The sequence below is a fragment of the Faecalispora sporosphaeroides DSM 1294 genome, from assembly GCA_000383295.1.
GTDB lineage: Bacteria > Bacillota > Clostridia > Oscillospirales > Acutalibacteraceae > Faecalispora > Faecalispora sporosphaeroides.
The window spans coordinates 95,243-111,764 of record KB911066.1; the positions used below are offsets into that span (position 1 = coordinate 95,243).

14 protein-coding genes and 5 tRNA genes are annotated in these 16,522 nt (G+C 52.7%); all 19 read left to right on the forward strand.

The genetic code is table 11. The features are described 5' to 3' along the window. The first annotated feature begins 6 nt into the window (after window positions 1-6). The 19 genes from G340_RS0100530 (at window position 7) to G340_RS0100620 (ending at window position 16,454) form a co-directional block, all read left to right on the forward strand. Window positions 7-696 carry a metallophosphoesterase gene (locus G340_RS0100530; RefSeq protein ID WP_020071703.1) on the forward strand — a complete coding sequence of 230 codons (690 nt, stop codon included), beginning with the start codon at window positions 7-9 and terminating at the stop codon, window positions 694-696. Between the two features lie 219 nt (window positions 697-915). Further along, window positions 916-2,208 carry a trigger factor gene (tig, locus tag G340_RS0100535; RefSeq protein WP_020071704.1) on the forward strand — a complete coding sequence of 431 codons (1,293 nt, stop codon included), beginning with the start codon at window positions 916-918 and terminating at the stop codon, window positions 2,206-2,208. A 137-nt stretch (window positions 2,209-2,345) separates the two neighbouring features. Beyond that, window positions 2,346-2,927, forward strand: coding sequence for an ATP-dependent Clp endopeptidase proteolytic subunit ClpP (gene clpP / locus G340_RS0100540; protein ID WP_027103792.1), 582 nt, complete (start codon window positions 2,346-2,348; stop codon window positions 2,925-2,927). Between the two features lie 27 nt (window positions 2,928-2,954). After that, window positions 2,955-4,268: an ATP-dependent Clp protease ATP-binding subunit ClpX gene (clpX, locus tag G340_RS0100545; RefSeq protein ID WP_020071706.1), complete on the forward strand. Its 1,314-nt coding sequence runs from the start codon at window positions 2,955-2,957 to the stop codon at window positions 4,266-4,268. Between the two features lie 90 nt (window positions 4,269-4,358). Beyond that, window positions 4,359-6,806, forward strand: coding sequence for an endopeptidase La (gene lon / locus G340_RS0100550; RefSeq protein WP_020071707.1), 2,448 nt, complete (start codon window positions 4,359-4,361; stop codon window positions 6,804-6,806). 10 nt (window positions 6,807-6,816) lie between these two features. Then, complete coding sequence (yihA, locus tag G340_RS0100555) at window positions 6,817-7,407, forward strand: ribosome biogenesis GTP-binding protein YihA/YsxC (protein WP_020071708.1); 591 nt, start codon at window positions 6,817-6,819, stop codon at window positions 7,405-7,407. A gap of 26 nt (window positions 7,408-7,433) precedes the next feature. Beyond that, window positions 7,434-8,732 carry a diaminopimelate decarboxylase gene (gene lysA / locus G340_RS0100560; protein WP_020071709.1) on the forward strand — a complete coding sequence of 433 codons (1,299 nt, stop codon included), beginning with the start codon at window positions 7,434-7,436 and terminating at the stop codon, window positions 8,730-8,732. Between the two features lie 160 nt (window positions 8,733-8,892). After that, window positions 8,893-9,198 carry a YerC/YecD family TrpR-related protein gene (locus G340_RS0100565; RefSeq protein ID WP_009063659.1) on the forward strand — a complete coding sequence of 102 codons (306 nt, stop codon included), beginning with the start codon at window positions 8,893-8,895 and terminating at the stop codon, window positions 9,196-9,198. Next, entirely contained in the window at window positions 9,195-9,965 is a 771-nt protein-coding gene (locus tag G340_RS0100570) for a class I SAM-dependent DNA methyltransferase (RefSeq protein ID WP_020071710.1), read from the forward strand. The genes G340_RS0100565 and G340_RS0100570 overlap by 4 nt, the downstream gene beginning before the upstream one ends. Window positions 9,966-9,969: 4 nt before the next feature. Next, on the forward strand, window positions 9,970-10,869 hold the full coding sequence (gene hslO, locus G340_RS0100575; protein WP_020071711.1) for an Hsp33 family molecular chaperone HslO: 900 nt from the start codon (window positions 9,970-9,972) through the stop codon (window positions 10,867-10,869). Between the two features lie 119 nt (window positions 10,870-10,988). Further along, a tRNA-Val gene (locus tag G340_RS0100580) sits at window positions 10,989-11,065 on the forward strand. Window positions 11,066-11,068: 3 nt separating this feature from the next. Continuing rightward, window positions 11,069-11,145, forward strand: a tRNA-Asp gene (locus tag G340_RS0100585). Between the two features lie 6 nt (window positions 11,146-11,151). Beyond that, window positions 11,152-11,227 (forward strand) — tRNA-Phe (locus tag G340_RS0100590). A 6-nt stretch (window positions 11,228-11,233) separates the two neighbouring features. After that, a tRNA-Gly gene (locus G340_RS0100595) sits at window positions 11,234-11,309 on the forward strand. 67 nt (window positions 11,310-11,376) lie between these two features. Further along, window positions 11,377-11,451: transfer RNA gene (locus G340_RS0100600), tRNA-Cys, on the forward strand. A gap of 200 nt (window positions 11,452-11,651) precedes the next feature. Next, a complete protein-coding gene (locus tag G340_RS0100605) occupies window positions 11,652-12,383 on the forward strand; it encodes an N-acetylmuramoyl-L-alanine amidase (protein WP_326522312.1) in 732 nt (243 codons plus the stop codon). 152 nt (window positions 12,384-12,535) lie between these two features. Next, window positions 12,536-13,903 carry a DNA repair protein RadA gene (gene radA / locus G340_RS0100610; protein ID WP_020071713.1) on the forward strand — a complete coding sequence of 456 codons (1,368 nt, stop codon included), beginning with the start codon at window positions 12,536-12,538 and terminating at the stop codon, window positions 13,901-13,903. A 285-nt stretch (window positions 13,904-14,188) separates the two neighbouring features. Beyond that, a complete protein-coding gene (locus tag G340_RS0100615; protein WP_020071714.1) occupies window positions 14,189-15,274 on the forward strand; it encodes an efflux RND transporter periplasmic adaptor subunit in 1,086 nt (361 codons plus the stop codon). Beyond that, a complete protein-coding gene (locus G340_RS0100620; RefSeq protein WP_020071715.1) occupies window positions 15,267-16,454 on the forward strand; it encodes an ABC transporter permease in 1,188 nt (395 codons plus the stop codon). Before G340_RS0100615 ends, G340_RS0100620 begins: the two co-directional genes overlap by 8 nt. The last annotated feature ends 68 nt before the right edge of the window (window positions 16,455-16,522 follow it).

Below are 16,522 nucleotides of genomic sequence, written 5' to 3' on the forward strand. Positions count from 1 at the left end.
TAGCACATGGCGCTGTATGCGATCGCCGATCTGCACCTTTCCCTTGGCGCCAATAAGCCCATGGATGTATTCGAGGGCTGGCACAATTACGTGGAAAGGCTGGAGAAAAACTGGCGCAGTATCGTGCGGCCGGAGGATACGGTGGTGATCGCCGGGGATATCTCCTGGGCGATGAAGCTGGAAGAAACCGAAAAGGATTTTGCGTTTTTGCACTCTCTGCCGGGAAAAAAGCTGCTCCTGAAGGGCAATCACGACTACTGGTGGAGCACCAGAAGCAAAATTGACGCGTATCTTGCCGCAAAGGGCTTTGATTCGCTGCGAATCGTGCACAACGATTCTTATTCCGTCGGGGAATATGGGGTGTGCGGCACTCGCGGCTGGCTGTATAACGCGGCCAGTGATGAAGACATCAAAATCGTCAACCGCGAGGTGGGCCGACTGAACGCCTCCATCGATCACGCGGCGGCGCAGGGGCTCAGGCCCATTGTGTTTTTGCATTATCCCCCCGTGTATGACGGAATGGTCTGCGAAGAGATTTTGAAGGTTCTGATCAGCCGGGGAATCCGGAAATGCTATTTTGGGCATATTCACGGCACACAGGCGTCCCGCAGGGCCGTGACGGGGGAGTACCAGGGAATCGAGCTGCACCTGATTTCCTGCGATTATCTCGGATTTGCGCCGCTTTTCGTCTGTTAAATAAATTATGAACATTTCCGTGAAAATATGGAATATTTGCCCCCGGTATGCTATAATAACCTCACGCCGCATGCCGAAGCGAAGCTCCGGGCGGCTGGGAGAGCCTTGGAGCACCGGTCCGGTAAATTTTAGTCTCTCGAGCTGTTTTTTTATCAATTTGCTTCTAATTTTGTGCTATAATAAATAAGATAATTTGCAATTAGCAGGAGGAAAACAAAAATGAGTTTAAAATCGTCCAATCAGGTAGAAACGAACCGTTACCAACTTGAGGTTGAGGTTGACGCGGATACTTTTGAAAAAGCGCTTAATCAGGCTTTTCATAAACAGGGCAAAAAGATCACGATTCCGGGCTTCCGCAAAGGCAAGGCTCCGCGCGCTTTTATCGAAAAATATTACGGAGAGCAGTTTTTCTACGAGGACGCTGTAAACGCTGTTTACCCTGCTGCTTTGGATGAGGCCGTGAAAGCGGCCCAGCTCAGACTGGTTGATGACAAAATTGATTTTGACGTTGTCAGCGTCGGCAAGGACGGACTGGTGTTTAAGGCAATTGTTACCACGTGGCCCGAGGTGAGCATCAGCGATTATAAGGGCCTTGAGGCGACCAAGACTCCGGTTGAGGTAACCGACGAGGATATTGAAAAAGAAATCCAGAAGGTGCAGGAGCGCAATTCCAGAATGATCACCGTGGAAGACCGCCCGGCTCAGCTCGGCGACGCGGTCGTCATCGATTTTGAGGGCTTTGTAGACGGCGTCGCCTTTGAGGGCGGCAAGGCGGAAAACCACACGCTGGATCTCGGCTCCGGCCAGTTTATCCCGGGCTTTGAGGAGCAGGTTGTCGGCCACTCCACCGGCGAAGAGTTCGATATAACCGTAACCTTCCCGGAGGATTATCAGGCTGCTACCCTCCAGAACAAAGAGGCCGTATTTAAGATCAAGCTGCATGAGATCAAGCAGAAGGAGCTGCCGACCGTTGACGACGATTTCGCAAAGGACGTCAGCGAGTTCGATACGCTGGAAGCTTATAAAGAGGATATTCGCAAAAACCTGCTGGAATCCCGTGAAAAGGCCGCCCAGGATGAGATTGAGGCCCAGCTGATCGACCAGCTGGTGGAGAAGCTGCAGGGTGAAATTCCCGAGGCTCTGTACCAGAACAAGATCAACGACGATCTGCGCGACTTCGCATATCGTCTGCAGTCTCAGGGCTTGGACTTCAACACCTACCTGAAGTATACCGGCATGGATCAGAACTCAATCCGCGACCACTTCAAGCCCCAGGCTGAGAAGCAGGTCAAGGTTCGCCTGGCTCTTGAGAAGATTGCCGAGCTGGAAGAAATCAAGACCACAGCGGAAGAAATTGAGGCTGAATTTGAAAAGCTCGCGAAGACCTACAACATGGAAGTCGACAAGGTCAAGAGCTTTATCTCCGAGGCCGACCTGGCTCAGGATCTGGCGGTGGAAAAAGCAGTCAGCATTGTTCGTGATACCGCAAAGATCACGGAGAAGAAGGATTGATGGCAAAGCCCTTTTTGGAGCTTTGACGATACAAATGGATATTCCGCCGCCGATTACCGTGCGAATCGGCGGCGGAAACACAAAGATACCCGCATGGAAGAAAGGTGGTTAAGATGAGTTTTGTCCGTATGGAAGATATGAGTTTAGTCCCTTATGTTATTGAACAAACAAATCGCGGTGAGCGCTCGTACGACATTTTTTCCCGTTTGTTAAATGATAGAATTGTGATGTTGAATGAAGAGGTCAACAACGTGACGGCAAGTCTCATAGTTGCGCAGCTTCTGTATTTGGAAGGCCAGGATCCGTCGAAGGATATCAGCCTTTATATCAACAGCCCGGGCGGCTCTGTAACGGCCGGCCTGGCGATTTATGATACCATGCAGTATATCAAGTGCGATGTTTCCACCATCTGCATCGGTATGGCCGCTTCCATGGGCGCGTTCCTGCTGGCTGCCGGTGCAAAGGGCAAACGCTTTGCGCTGCCCAACAGCGAAATTATGATCCATCAGCCCAGCGGCGGTGCGCAGGGCCAGGCGACGGATATTATGATCCACGCGGATCACATTATCGCCACGAAAAAGAAGCTCAACGAGATTTTAGCGGAGAAAACCGGGCAGCCTATTGAGGTGATCACGAAGGACACCGAGCGTGATAACTTCATGACCGCAGAACAGGCCGCTGCGTATGGTCTGGTTGATAAAGTGATTGCCAAGAGATAACTTCTATGTGAAGCAGGTGATAATAGAATGCCGAATAACGACGATACAAAGGAGAGGGAATTGTGCTGCTCCTTTTGCGGTAAGCCGCAAAGCCAGGCCCGCCGGTTGATCGCCGGCCCGGGTGTTTATATTTGCGACGAGTGCGTGCAGCTTTGCAATTCCATTCTGGAGGATGAGTCGCACTTATCCAACCGAAAAAAGACCTACACGGGCGATACCGGCACAATTCTGCTCAAGCCGCAGGAGATCAAAAAGAAGCTGGATGAGTATGTAATCGGGCAGGAGAAGGCAAAGGTTGCTCTTTCCGTCGCGGTTTACAACCACTATAAACGCGTTTATTACGGCGGCGAGGATGTGGAGATCAGCAAAAGCAATGTGCTGTTGCTGGGCCCCACCGGCGTGGGGAAAACTCTGCTGGCGCAAACGCTTGCAAAACTCCTCGATGTTCCGTTTGCAATTGCCGACGCCACAACGCTGACGGAGGCCGGCTATGTGGGCGAGGATGTGGAAAACATCCTGCTCCGCCTGATTCAGGCTGCCGATTTTGATATTGAACGCGCAGAGAACGGCATTATCTACATCGATGAAATCGATAAGATTGCCAGAAAATCCGAAAACCCTTCCATTACCCGCGACGTGAGCGGCGAGGGGGTTCAGCAGGCTCTGCTGAAGATTCTGGAAGGCTCCGTCTGCAATGTGCCGCCGCAGGGCGGCCGAAAGCATCCGCAGCAGGAATTCCTGCAAATTGATACCTCGAACATTCTGTTTATCTGCGGAGGCGCTTTTGACGGACTGGAAAAAATCATCGAGAGAAGGACAGCCTCTTCCTCAATGGGCTTCGGCGCACAGATCAAGAGCAAAAAAGAGCTGGATACGACCGCGTGGATGTCTGAGGTGATCCCTCACGATCTGGTCAAATACGGCCTGATCCCCGAGCTGGTGGGTCGTCTGCCGGTCATCACCGCGCTGAACGGCCTGGATGAGGAAGCGCTGGTGCGCATTCTGACCGAGCCGAAAAACTCGCTGGTAAAACAGTATAAGCATCTGTTCCAGCTTGACAAGGTCGATCTGGATTTCCAGCCGGATGCGCTGCGTGAGATCGCCAAGAAGACCATTGAGCGCCAGACCGGCGCGCGCGGCCTTCGTTCCATTCTGGAAGAAATCCTCACTCCGCTGATGTACGACGTTCCTTCGGAATATACGGTGGAAAAGGTGACGATTACACCCGAAGCCGTGAAAAAGGGCACCGCTCCGGAGCTGGTTTACAATGAAAACCGCAAGCCGGTTAAAATCAAAATATCAAATCCCCAAAAACGCGGGCGCAAGGATACCGCGTCTTAATTCACAGCATAGCTGTTGTTGACAAGGAACAGGAATCTCATCCTTGTTGGCAGCAGCTTTTTTCTTCACTGAAGACTACAGGAGTGAAATATGAGCAAAAAAATCCAAACAGAACTACAAACCTTGCCGGTTTTGGCATTGCGCGGGCTGGTTTTGTTTCCCGGTATGATTCTGCAATTTGATGCGGGAAGAAAAAAATCGATTTTGGCCCTGCACGAAGCAATGGAGCAAAATCAGACGATTTTCCTGGTGGCTCAAAAAGACCTTGAGGACAATGACCCGGATTCCGAACAGGTATTCCAGGTCGGCGTCGTCGCGAAAATCAAGCAGATTCTTCACCACACGGAGGACGGAGTCCGCCTTCTGGCCGAGGGGATCTGCCGCGCGCGGATAGAAGAGGTTGTCAGCGAAACTCCGTTTTTAACGGTGAAGGCCGCGGTGCTGCAAACGCCGCCGGCCCGTGTTACCCCTAAAACGGAAGCCTTGGTTCGCTATACGCAGAGCCTGTTTGAAAGATACCTGCAGAATTACAAGCGTATTTCGCCCGACATCGTGATCGGTGTTGTAAAAAATAAAAGCTGTGGTCCTCTGGCCGACTATATCGCTTCAAACCTGATGCTGGATTTTGAACAGAAGCAGGTCATTCTGGAAGAGCTGCACCCGGTTCGTCGGCTGGAAAAGCTGGTGGATATTCTCGAGCACGAGGTTCAGGTACTGGAAATCGAGAATGAGATCACCGAAAAAGCCAGGGAGCAGATGAACCAGAACCAGCGGGATTATTTTCTGCGCGAGCAGATCAAGGCGATCAACTACGAGCTGGGGGAGGACGACAACCCCCAGGAGGAAGCCGAAGAGCTGCGAGAGAGAATTTTACAGCTCGATATGCCCGAAAAGCAGCGCGAAAAGCTGCTGAAGGAATGCGACCGCTTTGGAAAAATGCCGTTCGGCTCGCACGAGGCGAGCGTCATCCGCAATTACCTCGATATTTGCATAGAGCTCCCCTGGAGCGCTTCCTCCAAGGAAACGATCGATCTTGCAAAGGCGCAGCGCGTTCTGAATCGGGATCATTACGGCCTGAAAAAGGTGAAGGAACGAATTTTGGAAACGTTGGCGGTCCGAAAGCTTGCGCCGGACATCAACGGGCAGATCGTCTGCCTTGTGGGCCCGCCCGGCGTCGGCAAAACCTCCATTGCCAAATCCATTGCCAAGGCGATCGGCCGCAAATATGTGCGGGTATCCCTCGGCGGCATCCACGATGAGTCCGATATCATGGGACACCGGCGCACGTATATCGGTTCCATGCCGGGGCGAATCATGAACGCGGTTAAGCAGGCCGGGGTCAATAACCCCTTGATTCTGTTGGATGAAATCGACAAGCTGAGCAGTAGCTTCCGCGGCGACCCCGCGGCCGCACTGCTCGAGGTGCTGGATACGGAGCAGAATTCCGCGTTTTACGACCACTATATCGATATGCCGTTCGATTTGAGCAAGGTGCTGTTTTTGACAACGGCCAACGACGCCAGCACGATTCCGGAGCCCCTTTTTGACCGCATGGACGTGATTTTCCTTTCGAGCTATACACACGAGGAGAAATTCCAGATTGCGACAAAGCACCTGATTCCCAAGCAGCTGAAAAAGCATGGCATCAGCGCGCAGACACTTCGGATTACGCCTGCAGCCGTGCGCGATTTGATCGACAGCTACACCCGCGAGGCGGGGGTGCGAAATCTGGAGCGCAACATTGCGGCGGTCTGCAGAAAATGCGCGAAACAGATTGTGGCGGAAACGGATGAAAATCTGAAAATCACAGTAAAGCCCTCCGACCTGGAGGGGCTGCTCGGCCCCCGCCGCTTTAAGCCGGAAACCCGGAACAAGCTCGACGAGGTTGGCCTTGTGAACGGCCTGGCGTGGACCAGCGTGGGCGGCCAGACAATGCCGATCGAGGTCGCGGTGATGGAAGGAAACGGAAAGCTGCAGCTGACGGGCTCGCTCGGCAACGTGATGAAGGAATCCGCCCAAACGGCGATCAGCTGCATTCGCTCCAAGGCGGCGCAGCTGGGAATTGATGGGCAGTTCTACAATAAAACGGATATTCACATCCACGTGCCGGAGGGTGCCATCCCGAAGGACGGCCCGTCCGCCGGTATCGCGATGGCCACCGCCATCACTTCGGCGCTCTCTCAAATTCCCATCCGCCACGACGTTGCAATGACCGGTGAGATTACGCTGCGCGGCCGAGTGCTGCCGATCGGCGGCCTCAAGGAGAAATCCATGGCCGCTTACCGCAACGGAATCCGCACGGTCATCATCCCGGAGGACAATTTCTCCGACGTATCGGAATTTGACGACGTAGTCAAGGAGAATATTCATTTTGTTCCGGTAAAAAAAATCGATGAGGTGCTTGGCTTGGCGCTGACCAAAAAGCCCCGCCCGCTGCCGCAGGCCAAAGCCGCGTTGCCGGCTGCGGAGCCTGCCGGCAACGCGGATGCCGTTGCGCAGCCCCAGCCGCCTGTGATACGGGAGCAGCCTCAATGCTAGAGGTGTTAAATTGAGATTTGATAATGCCGCTTTTGAGTTTGCCGCCGGTCGGGTGGAGCAGCTTCCGCCCGATGATCTGCCGGAGATCGTTTTCTCCGGCCGGTCGAACGTCGGAAAATCCTCTTTAATCAATAAGCTGGTCAACCGCAAGGCGCTGGCGCGTGTCAGCGCCACGCCCGGCAAGACCGGCACCATCAACTTTTACCGGCTGGCGGACTGCCGGCTGGTGGATTTGCCGGGTTACGGCTACGCGAAGGTTTCGCAGACCGAAAAGCTGCGGTGGGCCAATTTGGTGGAGGGCTATTTTTCCGCCGGCCGCCGCATCGGGCTGGTGGTGCAGATTGTGGATATGCGCCATAAGCCTACGGCAGATGACCTGCATATGATCGACTTTTTGAGTGCGGGCGAATTTCCTTTTGTGGTAGTCATGACAAAGAGCGATAAGCTCAATAAAGGGGAGCGCACCGCTCAAATTCAGCAATACGACGGCCTGTTTCAAAACCGGGAGCAGGTTCGGCTCCTGCCTTTTTCCTCGGCCAACGGGGAAGGGCTCGACACGCTGAAGGAATGGATTACGGCGGCTTGCGCCGTACAAGAGTAAGGAATACCAAAGGGGGAATTCGACCAATGTATGTTTCCGACCACTTACAAATCAATGAGCAGGGGAACCTGAGCATCGGCGGCTGCGATACCGTGCAGCTGGCGGAGCAGTTCGGCACGCCGCTGTATGTCATGGATGAAAACCAGATTCGCAGCAACTGCCGCAGCTACCAGAGCTCCTTTGAAAAGCATTACCGGGGCAGAGGCATGACCGTTTATGCCAGCAAGGCCTTTAACTGCAAGGCAATCTGCCGTATTATCGAAGAAGAGGGCCTTGGCCTGGATGTTGCCTCCGGCGGCGAGCTCTACACGGCGATTCAGGCGGGCTTCCCGGCAGAGCGCATCCATTTTCACGGCAACAATAAAACCGAGCAGGAAATCCGACTGGCGCTGGACTATGAAATCGGCCACTTTATTGCGGATAACCTGACCGAGCTGCAAACGATTGACCGCCTTGCGAAAGAGGCGGGCAAGGTTGCCCATGTTTCTCTTCGTGTGAAGCCGGGCATCGACGCCCATACGCACAGCTTCATCCAAACCGGCCAGATCGATTCCAAATTCGGTTTTGCGCTTGAGACCGGCGAAGCGATGGAAGCGGTAGAGGCCGCGCTGACATTCCGGAACATCGACCTCAAGGGCGTTCACTGCCACATCGGCTCTCAAATTTTTGAAAGCGCTCCCTTTGTGCTGGCGGCGGAGGTCATGTTACAGTTCATCGCGGATATCAAAGCGAAAACCGGCGTGGAAATAGAGGAGCTGAACCTTGGCGGCGGCTTTGGAATCCATTACGCAAAGGACGACGCGCCGCTGCCTTATGATCAGTATATGGAGCTGGTTTCTGCGGCTGTGTTCCGCAAATGTGGGGAGCTTGGCCTGAAAGTTCCCTTTATCTTCATCGAGCCGGGCCGTTCCATGGTGGGTGAAGCCGGAATCACCCTGTACCATATCGGCGGAATCAAGCACATTCCAGATATCCGTACTTATGTATCCATAGACGGCGGCATGACGGACAACCCCCGGTATATTCTGTACCAGGCAAAGTACACCGCGCTGATTGCGAACAAAGCCGGTCAGCCTGCCAAAACCAAGGTGACCATCGCGGGCAAGTGCTGCGAAAGCGGCGACCTCATTCAGGAGGACGCGATGATTCAGGAGCCGCAGGTAGGCGACGTGCTGGCGGTGCTCTCTACCGGGGCTTACAATTACTCCATGGCATCCAATTATAACCGCAATCCCCGCCCTGCTGTCGTGATGGTAAAGGACGGCAATCCGCGCGTTGTGATTCGGCGCGAGTCTTATGAGGATTTGATTCGTAACGATCTGTAAATCTTCGCCCGGCCATGCCGATTCGGGGCCTGTTGTCATGCCGTTATCGCTTTCACGCTTTAACGCTTGAACAAGCCGCGCCGGTATGGCCGCTCAGGGCGTTTGATGGCTTTAAGATTACGCATACCGGTTTTAGTATGAAAAAGAAGGATGGAGTATTATGAATTCTAAAATCAAAGACAAAAGCGTAGATCTGCTCTTTCAAGCCGTGTTATCTCTCAAGACCGTCGAAGAATGCTATGACTTTTTCGAAGATCTCTGCACCGTTCCCGAAATCAAGGCGATGTCTCAGCGCCTGACGGTGGCGCATATGCTGCGCAGCAAATGCGTTTACAGCGATATTGTTGCGAAAACCGGTGCGTCCACCGCAACCATCAGCCGCGTGAACCGCTCGTTGAACTACGGCTGCGATGGATATGAGATTGTGTTCAAGCGTTTGGAGGAGAATGGAGACACGGAACAATGAGCTCTTATTCCACCTTCGCACAGTATTATGATGAGCTGACGCAAAATGTCGACTACGCAGAGCGGGCGGAGTATTTCTGCGGGCTTTTGCAAAGTCTGCGGCATCCGGCCGGCCTGGTGCTGGATTTGGCCTGTGGCACCGGCAGCCTGACTTTGCAGCTGAAAAAACGGGGACTGGATGTTTACGGTGCAGACGCTTCTTACGAGATGCTGACCGTTGCCCAGCAGAAGGCTGCCGAAGCGCAGCAGGAGATTCTGTTCCTTTGCCAGCCGATGCAAAAGCTGGATCTGTACGGCACGGTGGATACCGTGATCTGTGCGCTGGACAGCATCAATCATTTGACCTCGGAACGGGATGTTCTGGCAGCTTTCCGCAGGGTCTCTCTTTTTCTGAATCCGGGCGGGTATTTTTTGTTCGACATGAACACACTATATAAGCACCGGGAGGTGCTGGCGAACCATATCTTTCTATATGATACGGATCACGTATACTGTGTATGGCAGAATCATTATGAAGGAAAAACGGACAGAGTCGGAATCCATCTGGACTTTTTCGGGAAAGAGGGCGCTCTGTACCGCAGAAGCTCCGAGCATTTCTATGAAAGGGCCTATTCTATAGAAAAGATCGGTGAGCTGTTACATACTGCGGGCTTAACGCTCGCAGCCTGCTACAACGACTGCAGCATGGAGCCTCCCAGGCCCGACAGCGAGCGCGTTGTTGTGGTCGCAAGAAAAGAACCCATATCAGAATCAGAAAAGGAACATTAAATCTATGGACAGAATAATTCGCTGCATCACCACAGACGGCAGTTTGATGGCCTCTGCGGTAGAAACAACCGATATTGTATATACCGCACAGCAGATTCACCGCACCAGCGCCGTTACAACGGCCGCTTTGGGTCGGCTGCTGTCGGCAGCTTCCTTGATGGGAAATATGCTCAAAAAGAAGGATGCCGTCGTCACGCTGAAAATAAAGGGAAACGGCCCTGCGGGCGCTGTGGTGGCAATCGCCGACAGCACCGGGAACTGCCGCGGATATGTCGAGCATCCTGAGGTATCTCTTCCAAATAAGTCGAACGGCAAGCTCGACGTCGGCGCGGCAATTGGCGCCGACGGCCTTTTGAGCGTTATGCGTGATTTGGGGGAGGGCGAGCCGTACATTGGTCAGGTTGAACTGGTCAGCGGCGAAATCGGTGAGGATATCAGCCAGTATTTTGCTGTGAGCGAGCAGGTTCCCACCGTATGCGCTTTGGGCGTTCTGGTGGATAAGGAAAGCGGGCAGTCTTTGCTTTCCGGCGGGATGCTGGTGCAGGTGCTGCCCGGCGCGGACACTGCCGCCATCGCAAAGCTGGAGCGCAATGCCGCTTTGCTCGAGCCGGTTACCACTATGCTGGCCAAGGGCATGAGCATTGAGGAAATGTGCCGTCAGGCTCTGGACGGCTTTGAGATGGAGATACTGGATGAGTCGCCGGTCAAGTACGTTTGTACGTGCAGCGCAGACCGCGTGACCCGTGCGCTCTCTACGCTGCGCCCGGAGGACATCCGTACCCTCGCGGATGAAAGCGGCAGGATGGAAGCCAAATGCCAGTATTGCGCCAGAACCTACGAGTTCACCCAGGAGCAGCTGAACCAATTGGCAGACTCTGTCGAGAGAGAGCGTGGACAAAAATAGCGTGGAAAAATATCCAACCAAATTTTGAAAAAATTTGAAAATACCTGTTGACAACTGACACAATATATAGTATTATATAACACGTCGCTGATGCACAGATGCACGGCGGCAGCCGAAATGGGAGTATAGCTCAGCTGGTTAGAGCACCTGCCTTACAAGCAGGGGGTCATAGGTTCGAGTCCTATTACTCCCACCATACGGCTCGGTAGTTCAGTTGGTTAGAACGCTAGCCTGTCACGCTAGAGGTCGACGGTTCGAACCCGTTCCGAGTCGCCAAAATTTGCCTCTGTAGCTCAGTTGGTAGAGCAGGGGACTGAAAATCCCCGTGTCGATGGTTCGATTCCGTCCGGAGGCACCAACAAACGCGGATGTAGCTCATCTGGTAGAGCGCCACCTTGCCAAGGTGGAGGTAGCGAGTTCGAGCCTCGTCATCCGCTCCATGGCTTGACTGGATAACGCTTAATTATCGCTTTAAGCGTTATCTTTGTCACCGTAACTCATCAATATGGCGTCATAGCCAAGTGGTAAGGCAAGGGTCTGCAAAACCCTGATTCCCCAGTTCAAATCTGGGTGACGCCTCCAGGAACCGCAAGCTGTTCAGCAGCCTGCGGTTTTTTTGTTTTACTCTGTTTGAAAAAGAATCGTATGAAAAATAGTGCTGTCAAAAGTTGCGGCAGCCTTGAAATAAAATGGAATGATTTAAGCCCTTTTCACAGATTTTATCTCTGTATACAAATGGCGTTGTTTTTTTGTTTATGGGCGCATATACTTCCTCAGAGGTGATGACTTTGAAGAAGCTTCGACTGCCCCTGCTGCTGCTGATCTTTTGCTGCATGATGTTTATCCGCCTGACCTATCTTTCCTTTGAAAAAATCGACCAGATGGTTTCTGCGCTGGCTGGAGACTATATGCCGACTATTGTTCTCGATGCGGGACACGGCGGGGAGGACGGCGGCGCTGTCAGTAAATCCGGAATTGTTGAGAAGGATATCAATCTTGCGATTGCGATGAATTTGAAACCCATGCTGGAGATGTCCGGGTTTCGGGTTATCATGATCCGCGAATCCGACATCTCCATTGGGGACAGCACGCTGGATACAGTGAAGGCGAGAAAGACCTCAGACATGCACAACCGCCTGAAAATCATTGAGGAGAATGGCGACTGCGTATTTTTGAGCATTCATCAGAACCATTTTACAAACGGCAAATACAGCGGCGCGCAAATTTTTTATGGCCCCAAAAATCCCAAAAGCCAGGTTCTGGCAGATACGACTCAAAAAACGATTTCCACCCTTTTGCAGCCCGATAACCAAAGAGAAACGAAGCCCGCTACGGATTCTATCTATCTGCTGAGAAACGCCGATGTACCGGCCGTTATTGTGGAATGCGGCTTTCTCTCCAATGCGGGGGAGGCGAAAAAGCTGAGTCAGCCGGAATATCAAAAGCAAATGGCGTTTGCAATCTACCAGGGATTTTTGAATTATTGGATTTCTGTTTCGCAAACCATGGCATAACGGTTGCCCCGGCCCCGCCGCAGCGCTATAATAGATATAAATAAATTCAAAATTCTTTTCCTGCGCAATGGCGTGAACCGGCAGTCCTCTTCGACGCTGGCAGGGAAAAATATGGATGACGAAAATAAAGTAAGATAAATGGAGATCATCATATGGCATCGAAAAGCAAATCGGTATTCGTGTGCTCCGGCTGCGGATTTGAGTCCCCCAAATGGTATGGGAAATGCCCCGGGTGCGGGGAATGGAACACGATGAGTGAGGAAATACGCGAGCCCGCTCGTTCGGCTCCCAAAACGGCCGGGCATCACTCCATGTCGCGCCCAATATCCATCAATGAAATCGATACGGAGGACGAACAGCGCTACCAGACGGGTCTTTCTGAGCTGGACAGAGTGCTGGGCGGCGGAATCGTGCGCGGTTCTCTGATTTTGATCAGCGGTGACCCCGGAATCGGAAAATCGACGATCCTTCTTCAAATCTGCGAGTATCTGGGTCGGCAGTTGCGCATTTTATATGTATCGGGGGAGGAATCCAGCCGCCAGATCAAGCTCAGGGCGCGCCGACTGGGGGTCAGCAGCAAAAATCTGCTGATCCTGACCGAAACCGATATCCAGCTTGTCGTTGAGCAGATTCAGGAGCTCAAGCCCGATCTTGTGATGATCGACTCCATTCAAACGATGAACCACCCGGAGCTCAATTCGTCACCTGGCAGCGTGACGCAGGTAAGGGAATGTACAAATTACGTGATGCGCACAGCCAAATCGCTGGATATTCCGATTATGGTTGTGGGGCATGTGAACAAAGACGGCGCAATTGCCGGGCCGAAGGTGTTGGAGCATATTGTAGACGCCGTGCTGTATTTTGAGGGCGACCGGCAGATGTCGTACCGCATTCTGCGGGCGGTAAAAAACCGATACGGCTCCACCAACGAAATCGGCGTATTCGACATGGGCGAAAAAGGGCTGTCCCAGGTGGACAACCCTTCCATGGCGTTATTATCCGGCCGGCCCAAGAATGTATCGGGTACGTGTGTGACGTGCGTTATGGAAGGAACCCGGCCGATTCTGGCAGAGGTTCAGGGGCTTGCGACCACAACCGGTTTCGGCAACCCCAGAAGAACCGCTACCGGCTTTGACTACAACCGCATGTCTCTGCTTCTGGCTGTTTTGGAGAAGAAAGCAGGCTACTATTTTTCAAATCTGGACGCCTACGTGAATATTGTCGGCGGCCTGCGCCTGGACGAACCCGCGGCGGATCTTGCGGTGGCCATGGCACTGATTTCCAGCCTGAAGGATGCGCAGATTGGCGATAACGTTCTGGTATTCGGCGAAATAGGCCTGACAGGAGAGCTGCGGTCCGTTTCTCACGTGAACGCACGCATTGCGGAGGCGGCGCATCTGGGATTTGAAACCTGTATTCTGCCGCAAGCGTCTCTCAAGCAGGTGAACCTAGAGCATGGCGGAATCCGGCTGATTGGTGTGCGGAATATCAGGGAAGCGTTTGAGGCGGCTGTTCTTTAACGGAACCTGGATCGGTACGGGGAACGCGGTTCCCCTTTCGGGAAGAGGCCTGTATGCGGTGAACGCAGCCTTGTCCGGTATCGTTTGTTACCATTGTGGGAATCTCGAGCGAACAATATCCTTCCCGCTGATAAATGCAGTCTTCGTCACATTGAATGATATTCATGCATTTCACCTCACCGGTATTCTTTGAGTTTTAGGTGCAATTATTCACTGAAAAACTGTGCTTTTCCATTCATAAAATGGACTTCCCATCACAAAATAAGAGTGTATGGGGGGATCGGAATGAAAAAGTATGGAATGCTTTTCAGCTTTACACTAATCTTAAGTTTGCTGATTATTCACGCGGGAAATGTCTATAAAGGTACTTATGTGCCGGTTTCTGTTGTAAAGGTAAGTCCCATTACAGCAGAAAGCTCAGTCTATTCCAACAACGGCACAGTCGAGCGAGTGGATTCCCGCAACATCTATGCGCAGTCCGGGGCGGTGGTGCAGAAAATCCATGTTAAAATGGGGGATTCCGTCAAGGCCGGTCAGATTCTGATGACGCTGTCGGCGCCGCTTGCAGAGGATATCCCCAACACGGTTCCTTTACCGGATCCTTTGGAGCAGCAAACATATCAGGATCTGCTCGAAACCTATTATAGCCAGATTGCCGGGGAAAATGGCTCCGCGGTGGTTCCGGGAATGCCTTCGTCTTCTGCGCAGGGCACTTCCTCCTCCGGTTCGTCCGCCCCCTCTCCGGAAAAACAGACGGAGACCGGGAAAGAGATTGAAATCACAGCGCCTGTGGCCGGTGTGGTAACCTCTGTTGCGATTTCGGAACAGGAAACGGTGGAACGCAACAAGGCGGTCATGACGGTTTCGGCTTCCTCCGATCTGCAAGTGCGTCTGGCCGTGAATGAGTCGCAGATTTCAGAAATCAAAATCGGGCAGAGGGCGGTGATCACCGGGGCAGGCTTTCATACCGTTTATGAGGGTAAGGTAACCTCTATTTCATCGGAGGCGAAGCAGGAATACCACACCACCGGCACAGAGACCGTGGTTGAAGTGCTGGTTCGCATTCAAAACCCGAAAAGCGATATTAAGCCCGGGTTCTCTGCAAAAGCACGAATCATAACCGAGGAAAGCAAAAATGTTCTGGTGGCGCCGTATGAGGCCGTTCGCGCCGACGACGACGGCAAAGAGTATGTGTACCTGCTGCACGGCCGCAAGGCCGTAAAGGTTCCTGTTACCACCCGGAAGGAATTTGAGTCCGGCTTTGAGGTTTTGTCCGGCCTGAAGGATCAGGATACCATTATTATAAATCCCGATTCCATTACGGACGGCGCCGCGGTGCTGCCGCAGGAGGAGGATTCCTCCAATGGCTGATATTTTTCGCTCCGCTTTTCAAAATCTTGGCAGAAAGAGGCTCCGCACGGCTCTGACGATGATGGGGGTCGCCATTGGTGTGGCATCTGTCATTCTGATCGGCAATATCAGCCAGTGCGGTACCGACGCGCTGACCCACGAGTTCGACAGCCTGGGGCTGAGTGGGCTGGCGATCAGCACTTTGGAAAACGACAGCCAGGTGGTGTTGACCGATACCGACCTGAAGGTTGTGCGGGAATCGGAGAATGTAGAGAAGGCCATGCCCGTGATGATGCAGGCGACGAGTGTGCAGACAACGCGGATCACCGGAAAGGCGCTGGTGTGGGGGATAGACGCCGACGCAAACCAGATCATCTCTCTGAACGTTCTGTATGGCCGGTCGATCAGCGTCAGCGATGTCAAATCCGGCGCGCGGGTCTGCATGGTAGACGAGAATTTTTCGCAGGCCTCTTATAAAAGAAATAATATTATTGGAAAAAGGCTGTCAATTACCTGCAGCGGCGGCACCGAAGAATTTGAAGTGGTTGGGATTGTAAAAACAGGCAGCGGATTACTCCAGAACTTTATCGGCAGCTACATTCCGAATTTTGTCTACGTTCCGTATTCCACCATGCAGCAGCTGCTGGGCAAGAATTCGTTCGACCAAATCGCCGTCAAAGTGAAATCGGGAACGGACGTGGACGAAACGGGGGATATGCTGGTGCAGTCCCTGAACCGCACGAACGGGAGCAGCAATGCCTTCGTTTCAAACAATTTGATGAAGCAGCGAGACAGCCTTTCCAATATTCTTGGGGTCGTCACGTTGATTTTGTCCTCTGTGGGAGCGATTTCGCTGCTGGTGGCCAGCCTAAGTATCATGACGGTGATGCTGGTTTCCGTCAACGAAAGAACGCGGGAGATCGGAATTAAAAAGTCCATCGGAGCCAGAAAAAAAGATATCCTGTTGGAATTTTTGTTTGAAGCGGTTTTGATCACATTGATCGGCTCCATATTTGGAATTCTGTTCGGGTACGGGATTTCTTATTTGGGCGCTTCTTATTTTGGATTTGCACTGGGCATTCGGTTGGATATTATGGCTCTCGCGGTCGGTTTTTCCGTTTTAACGGGGATGATATTCGGGGTGTATCCTGCCATGAAAGCGGCTAAAATGAACCCTGTAGACGCCCTGCGAATGGAATAGAACAGGTGTTCTGTCCAGCCGAGCCTTACAGGTTTTACCGGTAGCGATACAATTTTGTACTAAGTGAC

Excerpts from the sequence above, each read along its gene's own strand:
- G340_RS0100530 (WP_020071703.1), top strand. The coding sequence starts at position 7 with ATGGCGCTGTATGCGATCGCCGATCTGCACCTTTCCCTTGGCGCCAAT.
- tig (WP_020071704.1), top strand. The coding sequence starts at position 916 with ATGAGTTTAAAATCGTCCAATCAGGTAGAAACGAACCGTTACCAACTT.
- clpP (WP_027103792.1), top strand. The coding sequence starts at position 2,346 with ATGAGTTTAGTCCCTTATGTTATTGAACAAACAAATCGCGGTGAGCGC.
- clpX (WP_020071706.1), top strand. The coding sequence starts at position 2,955 with ATGCCGAATAACGACGATACAAAGGAGAGGGAATTGTGCTGCTCCTTT.
- lon (WP_020071707.1), top strand. The coding sequence starts at position 4,359 with ATGAGCAAAAAAATCCAAACAGAACTACAAACCTTGCCGGTTTTGGCA.
- lysA (WP_020071709.1), top strand. The coding sequence starts at position 7,434 with ATGTATGTTTCCGACCACTTACAAATCAATGAGCAGGGGAACCTGAGC.
- G340_RS0100565 (WP_009063659.1), top strand. The coding sequence starts at position 8,893 with ATGAATTCTAAAATCAAAGACAAAAGCGTAGATCTGCTCTTTCAAGCC.
- G340_RS0100570 (WP_020071710.1), top strand. The coding sequence starts at position 9,195 with ATGAGCTCTTATTCCACCTTCGCACAGTATTATGATGAGCTGACGCAA.
- hslO (WP_020071711.1), top strand. The coding sequence starts at position 9,970 with ATGGACAGAATAATTCGCTGCATCACCACAGACGGCAGTTTGATGGCC.
- G340_RS0100605 (WP_326522312.1), top strand. The coding sequence starts at position 11,652 with ATGACTTTGAAGAAGCTTCGACTGCCCCTGCTGCTGCTGATCTTTTGC.
- radA (WP_020071713.1), top strand. The coding sequence starts at position 12,536 with ATGGCATCGAAAAGCAAATCGGTATTCGTGTGCTCCGGCTGCGGATTT.
- G340_RS0100615 (WP_020071714.1), top strand. The coding sequence starts at position 14,189 with ATGAAAAAGTATGGAATGCTTTTCAGCTTTACACTAATCTTAAGTTTG.
- G340_RS0100620 (WP_020071715.1), top strand. The coding sequence starts at position 15,267 with ATGGCTGATATTTTTCGCTCCGCTTTTCAAAATCTTGGCAGAAAGAGG.